At 66.0% G+C, this 22490-nt stretch carries 24 protein-coding genes and 1 riboswitch; of the genes, 20 read left to right on the top strand and 4 right to left on the bottom strand.

Features of this window, described 5'->3' with window-relative positions; translation table 11 throughout:
- The first annotated feature begins 27 nt into the window (after positions 1-27).
- From JI664_RS20685 to JI664_RS20675, 3 genes are all read left to right on the top strand, one after another.
- A complete protein-coding gene (locus JI664_RS20685; RefSeq protein ID WP_207015683.1) occupies positions 28-1647 on the top strand; it encodes a bifunctional metallophosphatase/5'-nucleotidase in 1620 nt (539 codons plus the stop codon).
- A 255-nt stretch (positions 1648-1902) separates the two neighbouring features.
- Positions 1903-2382 (top strand): UPF0262 family protein, encoded by a 480-nt coding sequence (locus JI664_RS20680; RefSeq protein ID WP_207015682.1) that lies wholly within the window; start codon positions 1903-1905, stop codon positions 2380-2382.
- Entirely contained in the window at positions 2382-2837 is a 456-nt protein-coding gene (locus JI664_RS20675) for a low molecular weight phosphatase family protein (RefSeq protein ID WP_207015681.1), read from the top strand. The genes JI664_RS20680 and JI664_RS20675 overlap by 1 nt, the downstream gene beginning before the upstream one ends.
- Here JI664_RS20675 and JI664_RS20670 read toward each other — a convergent pair.
- The gene (locus tag JI664_RS20670) at positions 2797-3237 is read right to left on the bottom strand and encodes a winged helix-turn-helix transcriptional regulator (protein WP_286174214.1); all 441 of its coding nucleotides are present in this window, start codon (positions 3235-3237) and stop codon (positions 2797-2799) included. The genes JI664_RS20675 and JI664_RS20670 overlap by 41 nt on opposite strands.
- Positions 3238-3330: 93 nt before the next feature.
- Here JI664_RS20670 and JI664_RS20665 point away from each other — a divergent pair, with 93 nt between their 5' ends.
- The 15 genes from JI664_RS20665 (at position 3331) to JI664_RS20595 (ending at position 17169) form a co-directional block, all read left to right on the top strand.
- Positions 3331-4182 carry an SDR family oxidoreductase gene (locus tag JI664_RS20665; protein WP_207015680.1) on the top strand — a complete coding sequence of 284 codons (852 nt, stop codon included), beginning with the start codon at positions 3331-3333 and terminating at the stop codon, positions 4180-4182.
- Positions 4183-4310: 128 nt separating this feature from the next.
- The gene (locus JI664_RS20660) at positions 4311-4727 is read left to right on the top strand and encodes a ketosteroid isomerase-related protein (RefSeq protein ID WP_349768754.1); all 417 of its coding nucleotides are present in this window, start codon (positions 4311-4313) and stop codon (positions 4725-4727) included.
- Entirely contained in the window at positions 4724-5308 is a 585-nt protein-coding gene (locus tag JI664_RS20655) for a GNAT family N-acetyltransferase (protein ID WP_207015679.1), read from the top strand. Before JI664_RS20660 ends, JI664_RS20655 begins: the two co-directional genes overlap by 4 nt.
- Positions 5305-6216, top strand: coding sequence for a carbon-nitrogen hydrolase family protein (locus tag JI664_RS20650; RefSeq protein ID WP_207015678.1), 912 nt, complete (start codon positions 5305-5307; stop codon positions 6214-6216). The genes JI664_RS20655 and JI664_RS20650 overlap by 4 nt, the downstream gene beginning before the upstream one ends.
- Before the next feature lie 76 nt (positions 6217-6292).
- Positions 6293-6511: a translation initiation factor IF-1 gene (gene infA, locus JI664_RS20645; RefSeq protein WP_107753147.1), complete on the top strand. Its 219-nt coding sequence runs from the start codon at positions 6293-6295 to the stop codon at positions 6509-6511.
- Positions 6511-7074: a Maf family protein gene (locus tag JI664_RS20640; RefSeq protein ID WP_207015677.1), complete on the top strand. Its 564-nt coding sequence runs from the start codon at positions 6511-6513 to the stop codon at positions 7072-7074. The genes infA and JI664_RS20640 overlap by 1 nt, the downstream gene beginning before the upstream one ends.
- Positions 7071-8102, top strand: a complete 1032-nt coding sequence (locus JI664_RS20635; RefSeq protein WP_207015676.1) for a ribonuclease E/G — start codon at positions 7071-7073, stop codon at positions 8100-8102. The genes JI664_RS20640 and JI664_RS20635 overlap by 4 nt, the downstream gene beginning before the upstream one ends.
- Positions 8099-8257: a DNA gyrase inhibitor YacG gene (locus tag JI664_RS20630; RefSeq protein ID WP_211201755.1), complete on the top strand. Its 159-nt coding sequence runs from the start codon at positions 8099-8101 to the stop codon at positions 8255-8257. The genes JI664_RS20635 and JI664_RS20630 overlap by 4 nt, the downstream gene beginning before the upstream one ends.
- Before the next feature lie 236 nt (positions 8258-8493).
- Positions 8494-10293 carry an acetate/propionate family kinase gene (locus JI664_RS24105; protein ID WP_207015675.1) on the top strand — a complete coding sequence of 600 codons (1800 nt, stop codon included), beginning with the start codon at positions 8494-8496 and terminating at the stop codon, positions 10291-10293.
- A gap of 33 nt (positions 10294-10326) precedes the next feature.
- Positions 10327-10471, top strand: a riboswitch (FMN riboswitch).
- A 72-nt stretch (positions 10472-10543) separates the two neighbouring features.
- Positions 10544-10984, top strand: coding sequence for a 6,7-dimethyl-8-ribityllumazine synthase (locus JI664_RS20620; protein WP_207015674.1), 441 nt, complete (start codon positions 10544-10546; stop codon positions 10982-10984).
- 168 nt (positions 10985-11152) lie between these two features.
- Positions 11153-12445 (top strand): amidohydrolase family protein, encoded by a 1293-nt coding sequence (locus JI664_RS20615; RefSeq protein WP_207015673.1) that lies wholly within the window; start codon positions 11153-11155, stop codon positions 12443-12445.
- A 175-nt stretch (positions 12446-12620) separates the two neighbouring features.
- On the top strand, positions 12621-13610 hold the full coding sequence (locus JI664_RS20610; protein WP_207015672.1) for a BMP family protein: 990 nt from the start codon (positions 12621-12623) through the stop codon (positions 13608-13610).
- A gap of 37 nt (positions 13611-13647) precedes the next feature.
- The gene (locus JI664_RS20605; RefSeq protein ID WP_207015671.1) at positions 13648-15189 is read left to right on the top strand and encodes an ABC transporter ATP-binding protein; all 1542 of its coding nucleotides are present in this window, start codon (positions 13648-13650) and stop codon (positions 15187-15189) included.
- On the top strand, positions 15179-16231 hold the full coding sequence (locus JI664_RS20600; RefSeq protein WP_207015670.1) for an ABC transporter permease: 1053 nt from the start codon (positions 15179-15181) through the stop codon (positions 16229-16231). Before JI664_RS20605 ends, JI664_RS20600 begins: the two co-directional genes overlap by 11 nt.
- Entirely contained in the window at positions 16228-17169 is a 942-nt protein-coding gene (locus JI664_RS20595) for an ABC transporter permease (protein WP_207015669.1), read from the top strand. The genes JI664_RS20600 and JI664_RS20595 overlap by 4 nt, the downstream gene beginning before the upstream one ends.
- A gap of 61 nt (positions 17170-17230) precedes the next feature.
- Here JI664_RS20595 and JI664_RS20590 read toward each other — a convergent pair whose 3' ends face one another.
- The 3 genes from JI664_RS20590 to JI664_RS20580 form a co-directional block, all read right to left on the bottom strand.
- Complete coding sequence (locus JI664_RS20590; RefSeq protein WP_207015668.1) at positions 17231-18610, bottom strand: aminomethyltransferase family protein; 1380 nt, start codon at positions 18608-18610, stop codon at positions 17231-17233.
- A gap of 118 nt (positions 18611-18728) precedes the next feature.
- A complete protein-coding gene (locus JI664_RS20585; protein ID WP_286174213.1) occupies positions 18729-19535 on the bottom strand; it encodes an IclR family transcriptional regulator domain-containing protein in 807 nt (268 codons plus the stop codon).
- A 6-nt stretch (positions 19536-19541) separates the two neighbouring features.
- On the bottom strand, positions 19542-20399 hold the full coding sequence (locus JI664_RS20580) for a dioxygenase (protein WP_207015667.1): 858 nt from the start codon (positions 20397-20399) through the stop codon (positions 19542-19544).
- 114 nt (positions 20400-20513) lie between these two features.
- On the opposite strand from JI664_RS20580, the gene JI664_RS20575 reads away from it, so the two are divergent.
- Both JI664_RS20575 and JI664_RS20570 read left to right on the top strand, forming a co-directional pair.
- Positions 20514-21329 (top strand): citryl-CoA lyase, encoded by an 816-nt coding sequence (locus tag JI664_RS20575; RefSeq protein WP_207015666.1) that lies wholly within the window; start codon positions 20514-20516, stop codon positions 21327-21329.
- The gene (locus JI664_RS20570; protein WP_207015665.1) at positions 21326-22468 is read left to right on the top strand and encodes a CaiB/BaiF CoA transferase family protein; all 1143 of its coding nucleotides are present in this window, start codon (positions 21326-21328) and stop codon (positions 22466-22468) included. The genes JI664_RS20575 and JI664_RS20570 overlap by 4 nt, the downstream gene beginning before the upstream one ends.
- Positions 22469-22490: the final 22 nt, after the last annotated feature.

The raw sequence follows: 22490 nt of genomic DNA, 5'->3' as shown, positions 1-22490 counted from the left end.
GAGAAAAAAATCCATCAGGGGTATATGATGTCCTTCAACACCCAGTTCAAAGCGCTGCTCGGTTCGACCGCGCTGGTCGCAGCCAGCACGCTGCCCGGCTTCGCGACCGACCTGCATATTCTGCACTTCAACGATTTCCACAGCCGGATCGAATCGGTCAGCCGCTACAACTCCACCTGTTCGAGCGAATCCGAGGCGGCGGGCGAGTGCTTCGGTGGCGCCGCGCGGCTTTATACGCTGGTCAACCAGATGCGCTCGGCCATCGAAGCCGAGGGCGATCCGGTCATCGTGCTGGATGCGGGCGATGCCTCGCAGGGGTCGCTGTTCTACACCACCTATGGCGGCGAGGTCGAAGCCGAGCTGCTCGAGCGGATCGGCGTCGATGCGATGGCGGTGGGCAACCACGAATTTGATCTGGGCCCGGAAGGGCTGGCCGTGTTCCTCGACAATGTGAGCTTCCCGATCCTGTCGTCGAATCTTGACGTGTCGGGCGCGGAAATGCTGGCGGGCCGCGTCGCGCCCTACACGATCATCGAAGAAGGCGACATGCGGATCGGCATCGTCTCGGCGCTGGCCACCGACACGGTCGAGACCTCGTCGCCCGGACCGACCGTCACCTTCAATGACGAGATCGAGGCGCTGAATGCCGCCGTCGCCGAGCTGCAGGCCGAAGGCGCCGCGCCGATCATCGCACTGACCCATGTCGGCTACCGCAAGGATCAGGAAATTGCGGCGCAGGTGCCGGGTCTGGCCGCCGTTGTCGGCGGGCACAGCCATACCTACCTGTCGGCCTCGGACCCCGATCGCGACGGCCCCTATCCGACCTGGGTCGATGCCGAAGACGGCGCGCTGGTCCCGGTGGTGACGGCGGGCGCCTATAGCCGCTATCTGGGCCATCTGGTGCTGGAACTCGATGACGAGGGCAATCTGGTCTACGCCTCGGGCGATGCGATTCCGATCACCGCCGAGGTCGAACCCGATGCCGAGATCGCCGAATGGGTCGCCGGTCTGGCCGGTCCGATCGACGAATTCCGCAATCAGGCCGTCTCCGAATCCGCGGGTCTGATCGAAGGCGACCGCAGTATCTGCCGTCAGATGGAATGCTCGATGGGCACGCTGGTGGCCGATGCGATGCTCGACCGCGTGGCGGATCAGGGCGTGACCATCGCCATCCAGAACGGGGGCGGTCTGCGCTCTTCGATCGACGAGGGCGTGGTGACGCTGGGCGAGGTCTATTCGGTCCTGCCGTTTCAGAACACGCTGGCCACGTTCGAGCTGTCGGGCGCCAATATCGTCGCCGCGCTGGAAAACGGCGTGAGCCAGCTTGAGGATGGCGCGGGCCGCTTCGCGCAGGTGGCGGGCCTGAAATACACCTTTGATCCGGCCGCCGAAGCGGGAAGCCGCGTGTCGGACGTGATGGTCGAGGCCGATGGCGAATGGCTGCCGATCGACCCCGAGGCGACCTATGGCGTCGTGACCAACGACTACATGCGCAATGGCGGCGACGGCTACGCGATCTTCCGCGACGAGGCCAGCAATGCCTATGATTTCGGCCCGGATCTGGCCGATGTGCTGGTGGACTACCTGCAAAGCCACCAGCCCTACGAGCCCTTTACCGACGGCCGCATCACCCGCCTCGGCGAGTGACACGCGATCCTGTCCGGATACGAGAGCGGGGGCCTTCGGGCCCCCGTTTTTCGTTTGCGGGCAGTCGACCCGGTTGCAGATGGCGCGTTTGGCGCGCAGCGCGAGGGGGGCTGTCTGCCCCCCTCGCGCTGCGCGCTCACCCCCCGAGGATATTTGTGGATCAAAGATGCGGGCGCAGGGAGCGGCTTCGTCATCGCGCTTGATCCGGCGGCGGGGGTGTTGCATGACCGTCGGACCTGACGTGAGAGCCTTGCCATGAGCCGTATCTGCCATATCGACATCGACGATTCCGGTCTGCCGCCGGTCACGCCCGAGATGGAGCAGGAACGCAAGGTCGCGGTCTTCGACCTGCTCGAGGACAATTCCTTTACATTGCCGTCGCGCGAGGGGCGCGCCGTGCCCGAGGGGCCCTACCGGCTGGCGCTGGCGATCCGCGACCGGCGGCTGGTGGTCGAGGTAGCGCAGGAAAGCGGCGATCGGGTGGGCGAGCTGCACCTGTCTCTGGGGCCGTTCAAGCAGGTGGTGAAGGATTACGACCAGATCTGCGCGAGCTATTTCGAGGCCGTCAAGCGCCTGCCGCCCAGCCAGATCGAGGCGATCGACATGGCCCGGCGCGGGATCCACAACGAGGGCGCGCGGGTCTTGCAGGAGCGGCTCGAGGGCAAGGCCGAGATCGATCTCGACACCGCGCGGCGCCTGTTCACCTTGATCAGCGTTCTCAACCGCGGTGCGTGATGGGAGAGGGTTTTCCCAGTTCCGTCCTGTTTTGCTGCGATCATAACGCGGTGCGTTCCCCGATGGCCGAGGGCTTCATGAAGCAGCTCTATGGCCAGCGCGCCTATGTCCAGTCCGCCGGTGTTCACAACGATCTGGATATCGACGGCTTCGCTATCGCGGTGAGCGCCGAGAAGGGGGTCGAGCTGTCGCGGCACCGCTCGCGCTCGTTCGAGGAGATGATGGACTGGGGCGACGATCTGTCGGGGTTCGACCTGATCGTGGCGCTGTCGCCTGCCAGCCAGCGCGCGGCGCTGGAGCTCACCCGTTACGCGCATATCGACGTCGAATACTGGCCGATCATGGACCCGACCGGGCTGGGCGAGACGCGCGAGACCAAGTTGCAGGCTTATCGCCAGACGCGCGACCAGATCCTCAAGCGGATGCTGGAGCGGTTCGGGCCGGCGTCGCAATAGCGGCCCGTTCGGCCTTGGCCGCGAGAAGCGCGGGCAGGCTGTCTTCGAGCCATCCCACCAGCGACAGGATATGCCCCGCCGCCTCATGTCCCAGCGGGGTGAGTGTGTATTCCACGCGCGGTGGCACTTCGCCGTAATCGTGACGATGCACGAATCCGTCGCCTTCGAGCTGCTGCAGGGTCTGGGACAGCATCCGCTCGCTCACCCCGCCGATCCGGCGGCGAAGCTGCGCGAAGCGGTGCGTTCCGGTGGCGAGAGCGGCCATCACCAGCACGCCCCAGCGCGACGTCAGGTGCTGAAGCAAGGCGCGCGAGGGACATTCGGCGGCCATCACATCGGCCTTGGCGAACGCATCGAGCATCGCGCGGGCCGTTTCGGCGGTCTGGTCGGGGCTGGCCATGGAAAGCCTTTCTGCACACTAACATTTTTGTGGGTACTTACGATTTGTAAGTAAGGTGTTATCTGTCCTGTATCAAGCACGATGAGGACCATCATGACCCAGACAATTGCCGTCACCGGCGCCACCGGCCAGCTTGGCCGCCTGACAATCGACGCACTGAAATCCCGCGCCCCCGGCGCCACGCTGGTGGCTCTGGTGCGCGATACCGCCAAGGCGGCGGATCTGGGCATCGAGGCGCGGCCCTTCGATTACCACAAGCCCGAGACGCTGGCGCCTGCGCTGGCGGGGATCGACGTGCTGGTGCTGATCTCGTCGAGCGATTTCAACGACCGGGCAGGACAGCACGGCAATGTCATCAAGGCGGCCGAGGCGGCGGGCGTGGGGCGCCTTGTCTATACGTCGATCCTGAAAGGCGAGGCCTCGCCGATGCTTCTGGCGCAGGACCATATCGCCACCGAGGCGGTGCTGGCGGCCTCGCCGCTGCCGACGACCGTGCTGCGCAATGGCTGGTATATCGAGAACTACACCGGCACGCTGGCCGGGGCGCTGCAGGCGGGGGCGGTGGCCGGGGTCAATGCCTCGGGCAAGGTCAGCCCGGCGACGCGCGCCGATTACGCCGAGGCGATCGCGGTCGTGGCCTCGGATGACGCCCATGCGGGCAAGGTCTATGAGCTGGCCGGCGACGAAGCCTTTACGATGCCGGAATTCGCCGCCGAAGTCTCGGCGCAGGTGGGCAAGGACGTTCCCTTCGCCGCGATGAGCAAAGAGGCCTATACCCAGATGCTGGAGCAGGTGGGCCTGCCCACGCCGGTCGCGCAGATATTCGCCGATTCCGATGCTTGTGCGGGAGAAGGGGCGCTCTTCGACAACAGCAAGACGCTTTCGGCGCTGATCGGGCGTCCGACCACGCCGCTTAGCGATGCGGTGGCGGCAGCCCTGCGCTGAGCCATCTACCGGGCCGGGAAACCGGCCCATCAGACGCGGCGTCGCTGGCATCCCGGCGGCGCCGCTTTTCGGTCTTTTCCCTGCCGGTCGCTGCGCTAATCTTGCCATCGCAACGACAGGAGTTCAGCGTGACGACCGCCCAGCAAATAGCCCGCGCCACGATTCAGGCCTATTACGACGCCTTCAACGCCGGCGATACCGATGCGATGGGCGCTTGCCTGCACGACGACTTCGTCCATCACGTGAACGAGGGCGACGCGCGGATGGGCAAGGCGGCTTTTGCCGAGTTCTGCGCGCATATGTCCGAGACCTATAAAGAGCGGCTGACCGACATGGTCGTCTATGGCTCGGATGACGGCACGCGCGGCGCGGCGGAATTCGTGGTGAACGGCACCTATCTGAAAACCGATCCCGGCCTGCCCGAAGCGCATGGCCAGACCTATGTCCTGCCGGCGGGCGGGTTCTTCAGCCTGAAGGACGGCAAGATCACCCGCGTGACGACCTATTACAATCTTCAGGACTGGATCCGGCAGGTGAGCGCGTGAAGGTCGAGGCGCTTTCGGGCGCCGCGCTGGAGGCGGCTCTGGACCGGGTGGCCAAGCTGCGCATCCGGGTCTTCCGCGACTGGCCCTATCTCTATGACGGCGATCTGGCCTATGAGCGCCGCTATCTGGAGCCCTACCGTGACAATCCACGCGCGGTGGTGGCGGGGGCGTTCGACGGGGATACGCTGGTCGGCGCCGCGACCGGGATGCCGATGGAAGATCACGCCGACGAATTCGCCAGCGCCTTCGAGGGCACCGGGCTGGATTTGTCGGACATTTTCTATTGTGCCGAATCGGTGCTGCTGCCCGACTATCGCGGTCACGGCGTCGGACATCGATTCTTTGACATTCGCGAGGGGAAAGCCGCAGAATTGGGGCGTCGTCATGTGGTTTTTTGCGGGGTTCAGCGTCCGGCAGAGCATCCGGCCCGGCCCGCGGATTACCGCCCGCTCGACGCGTTCTGGCGCAAACGCGGCTACCGGCCCTTGCCGGGCGTCGTTGCGCAATACCATTGGAAGGATATCGGCGACGCGGGCGAAAGCGCCAAGCCGCTGCAATTCTGGATCCGGGAGCTGACATGACCGATACCGACACCGATACTGTCACGATCGCCACGGCGGCCTATCCGCTGGACTGGTTCGACAGCTTCGCCGATTTCGAGGCCAAGGCCGAACGCTGGGTCAGCGCGGCGGTCGGCGAAGGCGCCGAGCTTCTGGTCTTTCCCGAATACGGCGCGATGGAACTGGCAAGCCTTGGCGGCAAGGCTGTGGCGGCGGATCTGGAAGGTGCGCTGTCCGAGGTGGCCAAACACACGCCCGCGATGAACGAGACCTTCTCGAAACTCGCCGCCGAGCACGGGGTCTATATCCTCGGGCCCTCGGGGCCGGTCTTTACCGGCAACCGGCCCGTCAACCGTGCGACGCTCTACGGGCCGCACGGGGTGGTGGGGCATCAGGACAAGCAGATCATGACCCGGTTTGAGCGCGAAGACTGGGATGTCGTGCCCGGGGATGAGGGACTCAACATTTTCGAGACGCCGCTGGGCAAGTTGGGCGTGGTGATCTGTTACGACAGCGAATTCCCGCTTCTGTCGCGTAAGCTGGCCGAAGAGGGGGTCGAGATCCTGCTCGCGCCGTCCTGCACCGAGACCTCGGCAGGCTATTGGCGGGTGCGCATCGGCTCGATGGCGCGGGCGCTGGAAAACCAGTGCGCGGTGGTCCATGCGCCGCTGGTCGGCGATGCCGATTGGTGCGCCGGATGCGAGGAAAACACCGGCGCCGCAGCGATTTACGGCCCGCCCGACCGCGACTGGCCGTCGGATGGCGTGCTGGCCAAGGGCACGCTGGACGCGCCCGGATGGGTGGTCGGAAAGGTGTCGCGCGGGCTGATCGCGCAGACCCGCGCGGATGGCGGCGTGCTGAACCTGCGGCACTGGGAAGAACAGGAAACGCGGCTTGGCAACGGAACCAAGGTCGTCGCCGCAAGTTAAACCTTGAAAATCCGCGAATGAAGGCGCATATGGCTCGCGCCCGCCTCGTGCGGGTTTATACCTAATCGGAGAGACCATGGCCAAGGAAGAACTGCTCGAATTTCCCGGCGTCGTGAAGGAACTCCTGCCGAACGCGACGTTCAAGGTCGAGCTGGACAACGGCCATGTGATCATCGCGCATACGGCAGGCAAGATGCGGAAAAACCGCATCCGTGTCCTCGCGGGCGACCGGGTCCAAGTTGAAATGACCCCTTACGATCTGACCAAGGGCCGGATCAACTATCGCTTCAAGTGATGAAGCTTGTACTGGGTTCGGCCAGCCCTCGCCGGCTGGACCTGCTGGCGACGATCGGCGTCATTCCTGACGCCGTCCGTCCTGCCGATATCGACGAAACCCCGCATCCCCGTGAATTGCCCCGCCCCTATTGCGCCCGCATGGCGCGCGAGAAGGTGCAGGCGGTCAGCGCCGCAGCCGACGAGATCGTGCTGTGCGGCGACACCACCGTCGCGCTGGGCCGCCGCATTCTGGGCAAGCCCGCGAACGCGGCGGAAGCGGCTGAATTCCTGACGGATATGGGCGGGCGACGCCACACGGTCATCACCGCTGTCGCCGTCAAGCGCGGCGACCAGATATGGGAGCGCGTGGTGGAAACCGCCGTGAAGCTGAAACGCCTGTCGGACGACGAGCTGAACGGCTATCTCGCCTCGGACGAATGGCAGGGCAAGGCGGGCGCCTACGGCATTCAGGGGCGCGCGGGCGCGTTCATTCCGTGGATTCAGGGCTCGTTCAGCGCGGTCGTGGGCCTGCCGCTGGCCGAAACGGCGACACTTCTCAACGCGGCGGGGTACCGGACATGAAGGGCTCGGTCATCGCGCTGGGACAGATCGAGGGCCGCGAAGTCGCGGCGCTGATCATCGACGGCGTGCTGCAGGATCTTGCGCTGGAGCAGGACGGTTTCGCCACCGGCGCCATTTTGCGCGGCATTGTCGGGCGGCCCGTGAAAGGGCTGGGAGGCGTGTTCGTCGATCTGCCCGACGGTCAGAGCGGTTTCCTGCGCGCGCCCAAGGGCCTGCGTCCGGGCCAGCCGATCCTGGTGCAGGTCACCGGCGCGTCCGAGGACGGCAAGGCTTTGCCGCTGACGCTGCGGGTGCTGTTCAAGAGCCGTTACGCCATCGTCACGCCCGGTGCGCCGGGGCTCAATATCTCGCGCGCGATCCGCGACGAGGATACGCGCCGCGGTCTGGCCGATCTGGCGAGCGAGGCGATGACGGGCGCGGACGAAGATCTGGGTCTGATCCTGCGTTCGGTCTGCGAGGACGCGACCGAGGACGAGATCGCCGAGGATATCCTGCAAATGCGCGGCCTTGCCGAGGCCGTGCTGGGCGATATCGACGGCGCGCCCGAGCTTCTGGTCGACGCGCCGGGGCCGCATGAACTGGCGTGGCGCGACTGGGGCGATGTGGACGAGGTCGACGACAGCGGCGAGGCGCTGGACCATCACGGTGTGCTCGATCAGCTCGCTGCCTTGTCGCGCCCCGAAGTGCGGCTCGATGGTGGCGCTTCGATGTGGATCGAGGCGACCCGCGCCTTCGTCGCGGTCGATGTGAATACCGGCGCCGATACTTCGCCGGCGGCAGGGCTGAAAGCCTCGATCGCGGCGGCGCGCGACCTGCCGCGCCAGCTTCGGCTGCGGGGGCTGGGCGGCATGGTGATCGTCGATTTCGCGCCCTGCCCGAAACGCGACCGGCATGTGCTGGAACAGGTGATCGGCAAGGCCTTCCGCGCCGATGCCGGGGAAGCGAACATGGCGGGCTGGACGCCGCTCGGCAATTACGAGCTGGCGCGCAAACGCGACCGCGCGGCGCTGCCGGGATGGGTGGCATGAGCGTGCGCTGTCCCCAATGCGGCAAGCCGATGGTGGAAGAGTACAAGCCCTTCTGCTCGAAACGCTGCGCGGATGTGGATCTGGCCCGCTGGCTGCGCGGGGATTACAAGATCCCGGTGGTCGAGGAAGAGCCGGACGACGACGAGGATCAGTAAGGGACGAGGGGGCTGCGCGCCCCGCTTGTTACAGGCACAGGCGAGGGGGCTGCGCGCCCCCTCGCGCTTCCTGCGCCAAGGAGGGCTGTCTGCCCCCCTTGGATCCCCCCGAGGGTATTTCTGGATCAAAGATGAGCAGAAGGACCGTGTTGCACGGTGTTCTGCCGGATTGATCCCTGTCATGGTTTCGCAACTGCACAATGTCTCTTATCGTGTCGGCAGACCGGAGGGACAGGATGCGCATACTCGTTTTCAATGCGGGCAGTTCGAGCCTGAAATTCGGCGTCTTCGACCGGGCGCGGGGCGCCGGGCACGAAACGCGGCAGGTGCTCAAGGGCGCCTTCGAACGGTTTCGCGACGGGGCCTGTGACTACGCACTGAGCGTGGATGGCACGGCGCGGTCGGGGACGGCGCCGCATGGCGATCTGGCTGCTGCCATCGCCGCTGTGCCCGCTTTGCTTGAGGCCGAAGGTATCGGCGGGATCGAGGCGATCGGGCACCGTATTGCCCATGGCGGCGCGGATTTCACGACGCCCGCGCGGCTGGATGAAGAGACCGTCGCGCGGATCGCCCGGCTGACGCCGCTGGCGCCTCTGCACAACCCGGCCAATCTGCAGGCCGTCCGGGTGGCGCGCGGGGTCTGGCCGGACCTGCCGCAGGTCGGCGTGTTCGACACCGCCTTTCACCAGACCAATCCGCCCCGCGTCACCACCTATGCCGTGCCGCAGAGCTGGCGCGATGCGGGGCTCAGGCGCTATGGCTTTCACGGCACGTCGCATAAATACGTGGCCGAGCGGGCGGCGCGGGCGCTGGGTCGGCCGCTGGACGCGCTGAAGATCATCTCGGTTCATCTCGGCAACGGGGCGTCGGTTTGCGCGATTTCGCTGGGGCGGAGTTTCGAGAGCTCGATGGGCCTGACGCCGTTGGAGGGGCTGGTGATGGGCACGCGGTCGGGCGATGTCGATCCGGGGGCCTTCGGCTATCTGCATCGGCAGCTGGGGCTGGGAATCGAGGAGATCGAGCACGCCCTGAACCATGACAGCGGCCTGAAGGGGCTGACCGGCTCGCCGGATATGCGCGATGTCGAGGATCGCGCGGCCAAGGGCGACGCGGCGGCGCAGCTGGCGATCAATCTCTATGCGCACCGGGTACGGAAATATATCGGCAGCTACGCGGCGGGGATGGGCGGCGTGGATGCCGTCGTGTTCACCGGCGGGATCGGCGAGCATTCGCCCTCGATGCGGCGGCGGATCTGCGACGGGCTCGATTTCATGGGGCTGCGGCTGGATTTCGACCGCAACCAGTCGGTCGATCTGAGCGACCGCGCCGCGCCGCAGATCCAGGCTTATGGTTCACGCGTGGCGGTGATCGTGACCGAAACCGCCGAGCAATTGCAGATCGCCCGCGAGGTTGCCGCGCATCTCGACCGGCCCGAAGCCGCGCCGCGGCCCATTCCGGTAGCGGTGTCGGGGCGGCATGTGCATCTGGCGCAGGCCGAGCTGGAGGCCTTGTTCGGGCCGGGCTACGAACTGAGGGTGAAGGTGCCGTTGCGCCAGCCGGGGAACTGGGCGGCGGAAGAGCGGGTGACGCTGGAAGGCCCGAAAGGGCGGATCGAGCATGTCGCGATTCTGGGTCCCCTGCGGCCGCGCACGCAGATCGAGGTCTCGCGCACCGACAGTTTCGCGCTGGGCATCGACGCGCCGGTGCGCGATTCGGGGCAACTTGAGGGCACGCCTGTCGTGCGCATCATCGGCCCGCACGGCGCGGTCGATACCGACGGGCTGATCGTTGCCGCACGGCATGTTCACATGAACCCCCGGGATGCCGAGGCGATGGGGCTTGAGAACGGCCAGAACGTGGCGGTGAAGATCGGGCAGGGGGACCGGGCGCTGACCTTCGGGCAGGTGATGATCCGCATTCAGCCCAATGCTTTTACCGAGATGCATATCGACACCGACGAGGCCAATGCCGCCGGGATCGGGCCGGGCTGCGAGGGCGAGGTGATCGAGCTTGAGGCGCATCTCGACGCGCGCTGAGGCTTGCGGCGCGGCGCGCGGCGTGGAACAAAAGGGTGTTCTCAGGGCGGGGTGAAATTCCCCACCGGCGGTAAGCGGGTTTCCCGCAAGCCCGCGAGCGCCCTTCATGGTGAAGGGGTCAGCAGATCCGGTGCAATTCCGGAGCCGACGGTCACAGTCCGGATGGAAGAGAACCATGTCCCCGTTCCCGCGCATGCGGGGCGGGATGCATGGGATCGCCTTGGGTGACGTGTCACGAAAGGAGATACCCATGACACACACCCGTTACGCCTTTGTCAAAGCCGGTTGGCACGCCGATATCGTCGACCGCGCACTGGAAGGCTTTCTTCAGATCATTCCGCAGGCGCAGGTTCATGTCGTCGACGTGCCCGGCGCCTTCGAGATGCCGCTCATGGCGCGCGAACTGGCGGCAAGCGGGCGCTACGCTGCCGTGGCCTGCGCGGCCTTCGTGGTCGATGGCGGGATCTACCGGCACGATTTCGTCGCGCAGGCCGTGGTCAACGGCCTGATGCAGGCGGGAATGGAGACCGGGGTGCCGGTGCTGTCCGTCTCGCTGACGCCGCATCACTATCAGGAAACCGAGCATCACAACGCGATCTACCGCGAGCATTTCGTCCAGAAAGGGCGTGAGGCCGGCGAGGCCGCGCTGAAGATCGCCGCGGCGCGTTCGGGGCTCAAGGCGGTGGCCTGACCGGGCTTTGCCCCTGCCGTGATGTCGTGGAACCGCCCGGTCGTGCCGCCGGGCGGTTTTGTTTTGTCCGGACAGGGCGGTGCAAGGCGGACGCGATTCGGGCGATGACATGGCCCGGGCGCGCGCTTACTCTGCGCGCCGAGCCATTATCAGGGACCGTTTCGCCATATGTTCGACCTCGTCATTCGCAACGCCACCCTGCCCGACGGGCGCAGCGGTCAGGATATCGCCGTCAGCGCGGACACGATCATCGCCGTCGAGCCGGGGATCGACGCGGAAGCCGGGCGGGTCATCGACGCGGGCGGATTGCTGGTCAGCCCGCCCTTCGTCGATCCGCATTTCCACATGGACGCCACGCTGTCGCTGGGCCTGCCGCGCATGAATGTGTCGGGCACGCTGCTGGAAGGCATCGCGCTGTGGGGCGAATTGCGGCCCACGCTGACGGTCGACGCGCTGGTCGAGCGCGCAGTGCGCTATTGCGATCTGGCGGTATCCAAGGGCCTGCTGGCGATCCGCAGCCATGTCGACGTGTCGGACCCCGCGCTGGTCACGGTCGAGGCGATGCTGGAAGTCCGCCGCCGGGTCGCGCCCTATCTGGACCTGCAGCTCGTGGCCTTTCCGCAGGACGGCTATTATCGCGGGCCGGGGATCGTCGAGGCGCTGGAGCGGGCGTTGGACATGGGTGTCGATATTGTCGGCGGCATCCCCCATTTCGAGCGCACGATGGGCGAGGGCACGACCTCGGTCGAGGCCCTGTGCCGCATCGCCGCCGACCGCGGCCTGAGGGTCGACATGCATTGCGACGAAACCGACGACCCACTGTCGCGCCATGTCGAGACGCTGGCCGCGCAGACCATCCGGTTCGGGTTGCAGGGCCGGGTGGCGGGGTCGCATCTGACCTCGATGCATTCGATGGACAATTACTACGTCTCGAAACTGCTGCCCCTGATCGCCGAGGCACAGATGGCCGCGATCCCCAACCCGCTGATCAACATGATGCTGCAGGGCCGCCACGATACCTATCCCAAGCGCCGCGGCCTGACGCGCATCCCGCAGATGATGGAGATGGGTATCACCGTCGGGCTGGGGCAGGATTGCGTGATGGACCCGTGGTATTCGATGGGGACGGGCGATCTGCTGGACGTGGCGCATATGGCGGTGCACGCGACGCAGATGGGGTCGATGGCCGACAAGCGCGCGCTGTTCGACGCGGTGACGGTCAATTCCGCGCGGATCATGGGGCTTGAGGGTTATGGGCTCGACGTGGGCTGCAAGGCCGACATGGTGCTGCTGCAGGCGCGCGATCCGGGCGAGGCGATCCGCCTGCGTCCCAACCGGCAGGCGGTAATCCGGCGCGGCAAGGTCGTGGCCGAGACCGCTCCTGAGACCAGCCGCCTTGCGCTCGACGGGCGACCGGAGGTGGTGAACCCGGCCGACTACGCGCCGCGGCATGGGATTTGACCGAACGGTCAGAAACATGCTCAATATGACGGCACATGATCATTCGCCGGGCAGGGGTGCCGGAAAGCGTGCTTGACAGGCGCGCTCTGCCGCCGGTGAAATCAATGGATGCCGCTGGGAAACCAATCATCAGACCCGCGCCAGCGACGGGCATGACACAAGAGGGACGATTTCCATGAGCAAGCTGTTGATCAACCGCCGCCGCCTTCTGAGCACCGGCGCTGCATTGGGCGCCTCGTCGCTTTTCGCGCCCTCGATCCTGCGCGCGCAGACGGCGCTGAAAGTCGCGGGCATCCATGCCTCGCCGGTCGAGAATGCGTGGAACTCGGTCCTGCATGCGGCCCTTCAGGCGGCGCATGACGAAGGCATGATCGAATACACCTTCTCGGAAGGCGTCTCGGGCACCGATTACCCGCGCGCGATGCGCGAATACGCGGAATCGGGCAATGCGCTGATCGTGGGTGAATCCTATGCCGTCGAACGCGAGGCGCGGCAGGTCGCGGGCGATTACCCCGACACCGCGTTCCTGATGGGCTCGTCGGGCGACGCGGCGGGTGACAATTTCGGCGTGTTCGGGACGTGGAACTGGGAAGCCGCCTATCTGTGCGGGATGCTGGCCGCGGCGATGACCGAGACCGGCAAGGTCGGCAGCGTCGGCGCGATCCCGATCCCCGAGGTCAACATGCTGATCAACGGCTTTGCCGACGGCGTGCACGCGGTGAACCCGGATGTCGAACACAGCGTCAGCTTCATCGGCACTTTCTTCGACCCGCCCCGCGCGCGTGAGGCGGGGCTGGCGCAGATCGACAGCGGCGCGGATATCCTGTTCGGCGAACGTATCGGCACCGCCGACGCCGCGCGCGAACGCGGGATCAAGGCGATCGGCTCGATGATCGATTACACGCCGCGCTATCCCGACACCGTTTTCGCCAATGCGCTGTGGTCCTTCCGCCCGCTTCTGGATGCCGCCGTCGCCGATACCGGCGCGGGCGACCCGACCGGCAAGAACTACACGCCGCTGAGCCTGATGAAGGATGGCGGCAACGATATCTCGTATGTCGAGGGCGCCGCCCCCGCCGAGGCGGTCGCGCGGATGGAAGAGGTCCGCGCGGCGATCAAGGCGGGCGAATTCGAAGTCCCGCGCAATTTCGAAGAGCCGGCCTGAGCGCGGTGGCGTTCGTGAGCCAAACAGGGGCGCGGGCATGACCCGCGTCCTTGAGCTGTCCCATATCACCAAGCGCTTCGGCGCGGTGACGGCGAATGAAGACGTCTCGTTGCATCTGGATCGTGGCGAGATCGTCGCGCTTCTGGGCGAGAATGGCGCAGGCAAGACCACGCTGATGTCGATCCTGTTCGGCCATTACACCGCTGATGAGGGGACCGTGAGCGTCGAGGGGCAGGAATTGCCGCCGGGCCGGTCGCGCGCGGCGATCCGAGCGGGCGTGGGCATGGTGCACCAGCATTTCGCCCTGGCGCCCAATCTGAGCGTTCTGGACAACGTGATGACCGGGACCGAACCGTTGTGGCGCCTGCGCTCGGACCGGGCGGCGGGGCGCGCGAAGCTGGTGGCGCTGTCGGAGCGCTTCGGCCTCAGGGTCGATCCCGATGCGCTGGTCTCCGAGCTGTCGGTGGGCGAGTGCCAGCGCGTCGAGATTCTGAAGGCGCTGTATAACGATGCGCGCATCCTGATCCTTGACGAACCCACCGCCGTGCTGACCGCGCAAGAGGCCGAGGGCCTGTTCGCCACCCTGCGGCAGATGACGGAAAACGGGCTGTCGCTGATCTTCATCAGCCACAAACTGCACGAGGTCATGTCGGCCTCGGACCGGGTCGTCGTGTTGCGGCGGGGCCGCGTGGTGGCCGAGCGGCGGACCTCTGACACAAGCCGCGAAGAGCTGGCCGAACTGATGGTCGGCCGCAAGGTCGAACGCCCGGCGCGTCCGCCCGCAACACCGGGTCGGGTGCTGCTGAGCGCGGTCGATCTGTCGGTCGCGGGCAAGGGCGGGGCCTCGCTTCACGGCGTCAGTTTCCGGCTGCGGGCAGGCGAGACGCTGGGCATCATCGGTGTCTCGGGCAACGGGCAGACGACGCTGGCCGGGCTGATCTCGGGCCTGTATCCGCCCACATCGGGCAGCCTGTCGGTGGATGGCCGCGCGGTGACGCGTTACTCGGTCCCCGACGCCATCGCCGCCGGGATTGGCCGCATCCCCGAGGACCGCAACGCCGAAGGCACGATCGGCGACATGACCACGTGGGAAAACGCGGTGCTCGAACGCATCTGGTCGCCCGATTTCTCGGCACGCGGCTTCGTGCGCCGTGCCGCCGCGCGCAAGGCTACCGCCGATATCCTCGAGCGCTACGACGTGCGCGGCGCAACAGTCGACGGGCGCATCCGGCTTCTGTCGGGGGGCAACATGCAAAAGCTGATCCTTGGCCGCGTGCTGGAAGCCGGGCCTGACATTCTTGTCGCCGCGCAGCCCAGCCGAGGGCTGGACGAAGGCGCCATCGCCGGGGTCCATGCCCGGCTGTTGGAGGCGCGCGGACGCGGGGCCGGGGTGCTGCTGATTTCCGAGGATCTGGACGAGGTGATTGCGCTGTCCGACCGCATCCGTGCCATCGTCAACGGGCGCCTGTCGCCCGCGATCCCGGCAGAGCGCGCGAATGCGCAGCTGCTGGGGCTGATGATGGCGGGCGACTGGACGGCGGCCGAGCGGATCGAGGCGGAGACACACGATGCGCTTTGAGAGACGCGAACATCCGTCGCGCGCGCTGACGCTGCTGGCGCCTTTGGGTGCGATCCTTGGCGCGCTGGTCGTCGCCGGGGTGCTGATCGCCATTGCCGGGGCCAACCCGTTTCGCGCCTATGCGCTGATCCTGAACGGCACCTTCGGCTCGCGGCTGGGGATATCCGAGACGCTGACCCGCACGACGCCGCTGATCCTGACGGGCCTTGCCGCCGCCGTCGCGTTCCGTGCGCGGCTTTGGAATATCGGCGGCGAGGGGCAATTCTATCTGGGCGCCATCGCTGTGGCTGCGCTGGGCATGATCCCCGCCATCGCCGCGATGCCCGCCCCCATCGCCATCGCTTTGTGCTGCATCGCCGGGGCGGTGGCGGGGATGGTGCTGCTGCTGGTGCCGCTGGGTCTGCGGCTGCGTTTCGGCGTCGATGAGGTGGTGACGACGCTGCTGTTGAACTTCGTAGCCCTGCTCTTTGTGTCCTTGATGATCGAGGGGGCGATGAAGGATCCGCTCGCGTTCGGCTGGCCGCAATCGGTGCCGGTGCCCGACAACACGCTTCTGGCCACGCTGATCCCGCGCACGCGGCTGCATGCCGGGCTGCTGATCGCGGTGGCGATGGCGGTCGTGGTGTGGTTCGTGCAGGCGCGCTCGGTTTTCGGGATGCGCGCGCGGGCGGCGGGGCTGAACCCGCGTGCGGCGGCGTTCTCGGGTGTGCCGCTGGGGCGCACGCTGATCGGCGTGGCCTGCCTGTCGGGCGGGCTGGCCGGGCTTGCGGGCGCGATCGAGGTGATGGGCGTGAAGGGCTATGTCACCACCGACCTGTCGCCCAATTACGGCTATTCCGGCATCGTCATCGCCATGCTGGCCAATCTCAACCCGCTGGGCGTGATCGTCGCTGCGCTGTTCACCGCGGTGATGTTCGTGGGCGCTGACAGCATGTCGCGCGCGCTGTCGATCCCGTCCTATATCGCCGATGTGACGGTGGCTCTGTCGCTGCTGACCATGTTGGTGGCGATCTTCCTTGCGCAGTACAGGATCCGCAGATGAGCGTTCTTTTCGACATCCTCGGTTCCGTCGGCATGTGGGAGGCTGTGCTGCGCATCGCCACGCCGCTGATCCTCGGCACGCTGGGCGTGCTGCTGTGCGAGCGGGTGGGCGTGCTCAACCTGGGGATCGAGGGCATCATGGCTTTCGGCGCGATGATCGGCTGGCTGACCGTCTATTCCGGCGGCGATCTGTGGACGGGGATGCTGGCCGCCGCTTTGGGCGGCGCCGCGTTCGGCTTCCTGCACGCTTTGCTGACCGTGCCTCTGGGGCTGAGCCAGCATGTCACCGGGCTGGGGATCACGCTGTTCGCGTCGAGTTTCGCCTATTACGTGTTCCGCCTGTCGGTGCCGACCGCGTCCTCGCCGCCGACCATCGACCCGTTCCAGCCGCTCTCGGTCCCGGTCCTGTCGGATATTCCGTTCCTCGGGCCCGTGCTCTTCAACCAGACCGCGCCGACCTATCTGGCGCTGGCCTTCGTCGTGCTGATCGCTTGGGGGCTTTACCGCACGCCGCTGGGGCTGGCCGTGCGGATGGCGGGCGAGAACCCGCATGCGCTGGATGCGCAGGGGATCGACCCGATCTGGTTGCGGATCGGTACGATCATGGCGGGCTCGGCGCTGATGGGGATGGGGGGCGCTTTCCTGACGCTGTCGGCCTTCAACTCGTTCTTTCCGACGATGATTCAGGGGCGCGGCTGGATCTGCGTGGCGCTTGTGGTCTTCGCCTCGTGGCGGCCGGGGCGGGCGTTGCTGGGGGCGCTCTTGTTCGCGCTGTTCGACGCGTTCCAGCTTCGGCTGCAGACGGTCGTCGATGGCGTGCCCTATCAGCTGTTCCTGATGATGCCCTATGTGCTGTCGATCGTCGCGCTGATCATCATGGCGCGTCGCGCGCGGGTGCCGCAGGCGCTGATGCAGCCCTATCGGCGGGGCGAGCGATAGGCCGCAACGAAAACGGCCCCCGGTGTGAAACCGGAGGCCGTTGCCGGGACTGGAGGAGGTGTCAGCCCTCGGTCTTGTTGGTCTTGGCGTAATAGGGCACCGGCGCGATGGTGGCGCGGATTTCGGTGACTTCATGCGCCTCGACCGTGCGGCGGCGGCTGTCAGGCTCGCCCCAGAGCAGCGTCACTTCCTTGCCGATCTCGCAATGCTCCAGATCCATCAGCGCGGTCGACAGGATGGAGCCGGCATTGGACGAATAGCTCATCCAGTTCGACACGCCCGCAGGCTTGCCGTCCACCAGAACCTGATCGGCCTGGAACGACGAATACATCGGCACCGGCAGCGAGATGAACTTGGTGCGCGGGCCGTCATTGCGCAGCGAGTTCTGCAGCACGCGGAACACGTCGTCATTGTTCCAGATTAGCGTCATCTTGCGGCGCTTCTGGTTCTGCTTGCGCTCGACCAGCGCGTCGCGACCGATGAAGTCGTGGTTCAGGTTCACCAGCGTGCCATAGCCCACCTCGTAGGGTTCGACATAATAATCGTCGATCCGGTCCGAGACGAAGCTGCCGCCCAGCGAGCCCGCCGCTTCGAAGCTCTGGGCGGGAATCCAACGGCGATACTCGGCCATCGTGTCGCCTTCGTAGATCGCCGGCAGCGGGCGCGGCATCCAGCCCGATTCCTGCGCCGCCGTGCCGTAGGTCACCGAACCGGCCTTGCGCAGGTCGTATTTCTCGCCCACGCGCTCGACCGCCTCGCGGACCGGCCCCTGATCTTCCCACGCGCCGTACAGCTCGAAACCCGGCGTGCTGGCCATGCCGTGACGCACCGCGCGCACGTCGCGACCCGCGATCTTGAAGGCGCCCATGTGGAAGAACTTGATCTCGGGCAGGGTGCCTTCGGTGACTTCCTGCATCAGCGCCAGCGCGTTCGGGCCCTGAAGCTGGAAGCGGAACACGTCGCGGCGGTCGCGCGGGCGGATGAAGTTCTCGTCGCGGGTGACGGTGACGTTCAGGTCGGTCTTGGTTGCGTTGAACTCGACCCAGTTGGCCGCCGTGGGCGGGCCGACGACGCGCATGAAGTCGGGCTCTTCGCGAAACAGAACCGCGTCAGAGATCATGCGCCCGTCGGGGCCGCACATGACGATCTGCTTGGCGCGCATGACGTCGAAATTGTCGGCGCGGTTGGTCATCAGCCCGGCCATGAAGGCCAGCGCATCGGCACCGCGCACATGCACTTCGGTCATGTGATAGCTCTGCTCAAGCATCGCGACGCTGTGTTTCCACGCGCGCTGCTCATCGCGCCAGTTGGTGAATTCAGCCGGGATGCCCGGGAAGATCGTGGTGCCCAGCTGCGAGCCGCGCAGCAGGTTGATCGGGCCGCCGGCCGCGTCGAGCGAATCCTGCAGCGTCGCCGGGGCAAAGGTTTGGGGTCTGTTCATCGAGTCCTCCCGTAGCATGATCAGAGTGTTATTTTTCGCAAAGCGAAAATTCTTGCTTATATCGAAAATTACGCAGAGATGCCGGGGCCGTCAAGTCTGATTGCGGCCCTTGGCAGTGTCAGTCGCCGAGAACGGCGCGCAGTGTCGGAAAACGGGTCAGTTGCGCAGAAATCGACGAGGCCACGGCGCGCAGTTCGGCAAGCCGGTCGCGCACCAGATCCTCGGGCGTGAGCATCCCGGAATAGCCCGAACTGTTCAGCGCCGCGACCGTGCGGCCCTGATCGTTGACGATCGGCACAGCAATCGCGGTGATCCCGTAATCGAGCTGATCGACGGTCGTGGCATAGCCTTGTTCACGCACGCGCAGCACTTCGTCGCGCAACGCCATCTTGTCGGCCAGCGTGCGCGAGGTCAGCGGCACCGGTTCCAGATCATCGAGCCACGCGTCGAGCGCGGCATCATCGAACCCGGCCAGCAGCACCCGCCCGATCGAGGTGGCAAAGGCCGGATAGCTGGCCCCCACCACCGCCGAGGCGCGGCGCGCGCGCTGTTGCGAGTAATGCGCGACGTAGATGACGTTGTGCTCGTTGAGCGTCCCGACAGACGCGGCATCGCCGAATTGTTCAACCAGCCGCCTGAGGTCGGGCAGGATGATCTCATCCACCCGCGTTGCGAAATAGAACGACGATCCCAGCGCCATGACCTTGGGTTTCAGGTGAAACCGCTTGGCGCGCTGGCCGACATAGCCCAACTCGATCAGCGTGATCAGGCTGCGCCGGGCGGCGGCGGGCGAGACGTTCACCTTGCGCGCCACTTCGGAAAGCGTCATCTCGCTATGGCGCGCGTCGAAGGCTTCGAGCACGGCGATACCCTTTGCCAGCGCCTCGACGAAGCCTGCCGGTCTTTCGATGTCATCGTCGCTCAAGGTTCTTCAACCCTCCGGGGCCAGTACGAAATCAAATTCGATCACGGCGTCGGGCTGCTTGTCCAGCGCGTAACCCAGCTTGTCCAGATCCTTGGCGGGCTTGAGATCAGCCACCAGCGACCGGCGCACGCCGAACACGGCATCGTTGTCGAGATACTCGGTATTCTTGAAGAACAGCTCGGTGGTGATCCCGGCCATGCGCGGGGCGGTCACGATGAAATGCATATGCGGCGCGCGCCAGGCATGGCGGTTACCCGCGCGCAGCAGATCGCCGACCGGGCCGTCATAGGGAACCGTATAGGGCTTGGGCAGCACGGTGGTGTAGTAGTAGCGCGCGTTCTCATCGCAGGTGAACTTGCCGCGCAGGTCGTATTTGTCCTGACCTTCTTCCTGAATCGGATAGGTGCCCGCCGAATCGGCCTGCCATGTGTCGATCACGGCGCCGGGCAGGGGGTTCTTCAGCGTGTCGGTCACGCGGCCATGAACCAGCACGACCACCCCGTCGCGCCCGTCGCCCAGATCGCCACCCAGTTTCTTGGCGGGCGCGTTGTCCAGATAGAACGGGCCCAGATTCGACCCCTCGGTCGCGCCGCCCCGCGTGTTGATCATGTCCACCAGCGCCGACCAGCCGAGCACGTCCGACAGCAGGATGAATTCGTGCCGCTCGGGCGTCGAGATCTGGCCGCACTCATACAGGAAGGTCAGCGCCGCCATCCATTCCTCATGCGTGACGTTCTGTTCGCGGGTGAAGTCGTGCAGGTGCTGGATCAGGCCCTGAAGCAGTCCCTCGAAACGGCTGCCCGGCTCGGTTTTGAACGAGTCCTTCACGGCCTGTGTGATGGTGAACTGATTGATGTCCCGCATGTGCTTCTCCCTCGTGTCCTTGATCGTAGCGCCAACAAAGTGGCTTGACGAAGCCTAATCTGCGCCCTTAGGCTTCGGCAAGAGAAAAAGTTTTCGCAATAAGAAAAGAATGCCATGCGGATCGGAAAACAAACACAGCCCTACACGGCCATTGCCACCTCGGACGCCGAGTCCATCACGGTGCGCGGCAAGGACCTTTGTCACGACCTGATCGGCAAGATCGGTTTTACCGATTACTTCTGGCTGCTGGTCATCGGCGAGATGCCCAGCGACGCGCAGCGCCAGATGCTCGATGCCTGCCTTGTCTCGATTGCCGAGCATGGCCTCGTGCCCAGCGTTCAGGCTGCGCGCATGACGCTGGCGGCGGGCCCCGAGGCCTGGCAGGGCGCGATGGCGGCGGGGCTTCTGGGCATGGGCACGGTGGTGGCCGGTTCGACCGAAAGCGCAGGGCAATTCCTGCACGCGGTCCTGTCGGATGCGCATGGCGACGATATCGCCGCCTCGGCGCAGGACCACCTGACCACGCTGAAGGTCGCGCGCAAGAAGGTGCCGGGCCTTGGCCATCCGCAACATGCAAGCGGCGATCCGCGCGCGAACCGGCTGCTGGAACTGAGCGACGAGCTGGGCATCTCCGGCCGCTATGTCGAGGTGCTGCGCGTGCTGGGCGAGACTGCGCCGGGCATCATGGGACGTCCGCTGCCGATCAATGTGTCTGGCGCGATCCCGGCGGTGATTCTGGATGCAGGCTGGCCGCTTGAAGCGCTCAAGGCGGTGCCGCTGCTGGCGCGCGCGGCCGGGCTGTCGGCGCATCTTTATGAAGAAAGCCTGCGGTCGATCGGTTTCATCATGTCGAATCATGCCGACCGGGCGATCGAGTATGACGGGCTGCTTTCGGGGCGCGAAACCAGCGCGCGGGACGGTGACGCATGAAAATCCTGAACAATATCCGCGTCGTCGAGCTGGGCACCTATATCACCGGGCCGGCGGCGGCGATGCATCTGGGCGATCTGGGCGCCGACGTGATCAAAGTCGAGCGTCCCGAGACCGGCGATCCGTTCCGCGCCTTCAAGGGCGGGCTCTATTCGCCGCATTTCCAGACCTATAATCGTAATAAACGATCCATCGCGCTGGATACCAAGCAGCCCGAGGATCTGGCGACACTGCACGAGCTGATCGCCACGGCGGATGTGTTCATCCAGAATTTCCGCCCCGGCGTGGCCGAGAAACTGGGCGCGGGCGAAGAGACGCTGCGCGCGATCAATCCCGGCCTGATCTATTGCGCGATCTCGGGCTTCGGCCCGTCGGGCCCTGCGATGAACCGCCCGACCTTCGATTCGGTCGCGCAGGCGGCGGCGGGCTATCTGCGGCTGCTGACCCCGCCCGAGCGTCCGCGCGTGATCGGACCGGCGATTGCCGATGCCGTCACCGGGCAATACGCGGCGATGGCGATCCTTGCGGCGCTGGTCGAGCGCGGCAGCACGGGAGCGGGTCGGCGAATCGACATCTCGATGCTTGAGGCGATGTGCCATTTCAACCTCGACAGCTTCACCCATTACTACAGCGCGGGCGAGGTCATGGGCCCGCTGTCGCGCCCCGTCGTGTCACAAAGCTACACGTTCGAATGCGCGGACGGGAAATGGATTGCGTTTCATCTGTCGTCACCCGTGAAGTTCTGGGAGGGGCTTCTCGACGCGACCGGAATGCAAGATCTGGGCAAGGATCCGCGCTTCGCCGAGCGGCTGTCGCGGATCGAACATCAGGATGAGCTGATCGACGCCTTCGCCCCGGTTTTCGCGCGCGAAACGCGCGACGAATGGTGCGCGCGGCTGGAAGCGGCAGGCGTTCCCTATTCCCCCGCCTATGACAGCGACGAAGCGCTGGAGGATCCGCAGGCGCGGCATCTGGGCATCAAGGTGACCGTGCCCGGCGCTCATGATGACACCTTTACCACGGTCCGCCCGCCCTACAATTTCGACCGCGAGGCCGAGACCGCGCTGACCGCGCCGCCGCTTCTGGACGCCGATGGCGCGCAGATCCGCCGCGAATTGAAAACCCGCAGCGCCGGTTGAGCCGGTGCGCAAGGGAGGAAAG

The organism is Rhodobacter sp. NTK016B, assembly GCF_017303295.1.
Lineage (GTDB): Bacteria > Pseudomonadota > Alphaproteobacteria > Rhodobacterales > Rhodobacteraceae > Pararhodobacter.
Note: the sequence above shows the minus strand (reverse complement) of the source record. Positions and strands in the feature narration are given on the sequence as shown.

What these genes read in the sequence shown, in the direction of transcription:
- JI664_RS20570 (WP_207015665.1), top strand. Translation starts at nt 21,326, where the DNA reads ATGAAAATCCTGAACAATATCCGCGTCGTCGAGCTGGGCACCTATATC.
- JI664_RS20670 (WP_286174214.1), bottom strand. Translation starts at nt 3,237, where the DNA reads ATGGCCAGCCCCGACCAGACCGCCGAAACGGCCCGCGCGATGCTCGAT.
- JI664_RS20615 (WP_207015673.1), top strand. Translation starts at nt 11,153, where the DNA reads ATGTTCGACCTCGTCATTCGCAACGCCACCCTGCCCGACGGGCGCAGC.
- JI664_RS20595 (WP_207015669.1), top strand. Translation starts at nt 16,228, where the DNA reads ATGAGCGTTCTTTTCGACATCCTCGGTTCCGTCGGCATGTGGGAGGCT.
- JI664_RS20665 (WP_207015680.1), top strand. Translation starts at nt 3,331, where the DNA reads ATGACCCAGACAATTGCCGTCACCGGCGCCACCGGCCAGCTTGGCCGC.
- JI664_RS20635 (WP_207015676.1), top strand. Translation starts at nt 7,071, where the DNA reads ATGAAGGGCTCGGTCATCGCGCTGGGACAGATCGAGGGCCGCGAAGTC.
- JI664_RS20590 (WP_207015668.1), bottom strand. Translation starts at nt 18,610, where the DNA reads ATGAACAGACCCCAAACCTTTGCCCCGGCGACGCTGCAGGATTCGCTC.
- JI664_RS20605 (WP_207015671.1), top strand. Translation starts at nt 13,648, where the DNA reads ATGACCCGCGTCCTTGAGCTGTCCCATATCACCAAGCGCTTCGGCGCG.
- infA (WP_107753147.1), top strand. Translation starts at nt 6,293, where the DNA reads ATGGCCAAGGAAGAACTGCTCGAATTTCCCGGCGTCGTGAAGGAACTC.
- JI664_RS20680 (WP_207015682.1), top strand. Translation starts at nt 1,903, where the DNA reads ATGAGCCGTATCTGCCATATCGACATCGACGATTCCGGTCTGCCGCCG.
- JI664_RS20685 (WP_207015683.1), top strand. Translation starts at nt 28, where the DNA reads ATGTCCTTCAACACCCAGTTCAAAGCGCTGCTCGGTTCGACCGCGCTG.
- JI664_RS20650 (WP_207015678.1), top strand. Translation starts at nt 5,305, where the DNA reads ATGACCGATACCGACACCGATACTGTCACGATCGCCACGGCGGCCTAT.
- JI664_RS20600 (WP_207015670.1), top strand. Translation starts at nt 15,179, where the DNA reads ATGCGCTTTGAGAGACGCGAACATCCGTCGCGCGCGCTGACGCTGCTG.
- JI664_RS20675 (WP_207015681.1), top strand. Translation starts at nt 2,382, where the DNA reads ATGGGAGAGGGTTTTCCCAGTTCCGTCCTGTTTTGCTGCGATCATAAC.
- JI664_RS20610 (WP_207015672.1), top strand. Translation starts at nt 12,621, where the DNA reads ATGAGCAAGCTGTTGATCAACCGCCGCCGCCTTCTGAGCACCGGCGCT.
- JI664_RS20630 (WP_211201755.1), top strand. Translation starts at nt 8,099, where the DNA reads ATGAGCGTGCGCTGTCCCCAATGCGGCAAGCCGATGGTGGAAGAGTAC.
- JI664_RS20620 (WP_207015674.1), top strand. Translation starts at nt 10,544, where the DNA reads ATGACACACACCCGTTACGCCTTTGTCAAAGCCGGTTGGCACGCCGAT.
- JI664_RS20580 (WP_207015667.1), bottom strand. Translation starts at nt 20,399, where the DNA reads ATGCGGGACATCAATCAGTTCACCATCACACAGGCCGTGAAGGACTCG.
- JI664_RS24105 (WP_207015675.1), top strand. Translation starts at nt 8,494, where the DNA reads ATGCGCATACTCGTTTTCAATGCGGGCAGTTCGAGCCTGAAATTCGGC.
- JI664_RS20575 (WP_207015666.1), top strand. Translation starts at nt 20,514, where the DNA reads ATGCGGATCGGAAAACAAACACAGCCCTACACGGCCATTGCCACCTCG.
- JI664_RS20640 (WP_207015677.1), top strand. Translation starts at nt 6,511, where the DNA reads ATGAAGCTTGTACTGGGTTCGGCCAGCCCTCGCCGGCTGGACCTGCTG.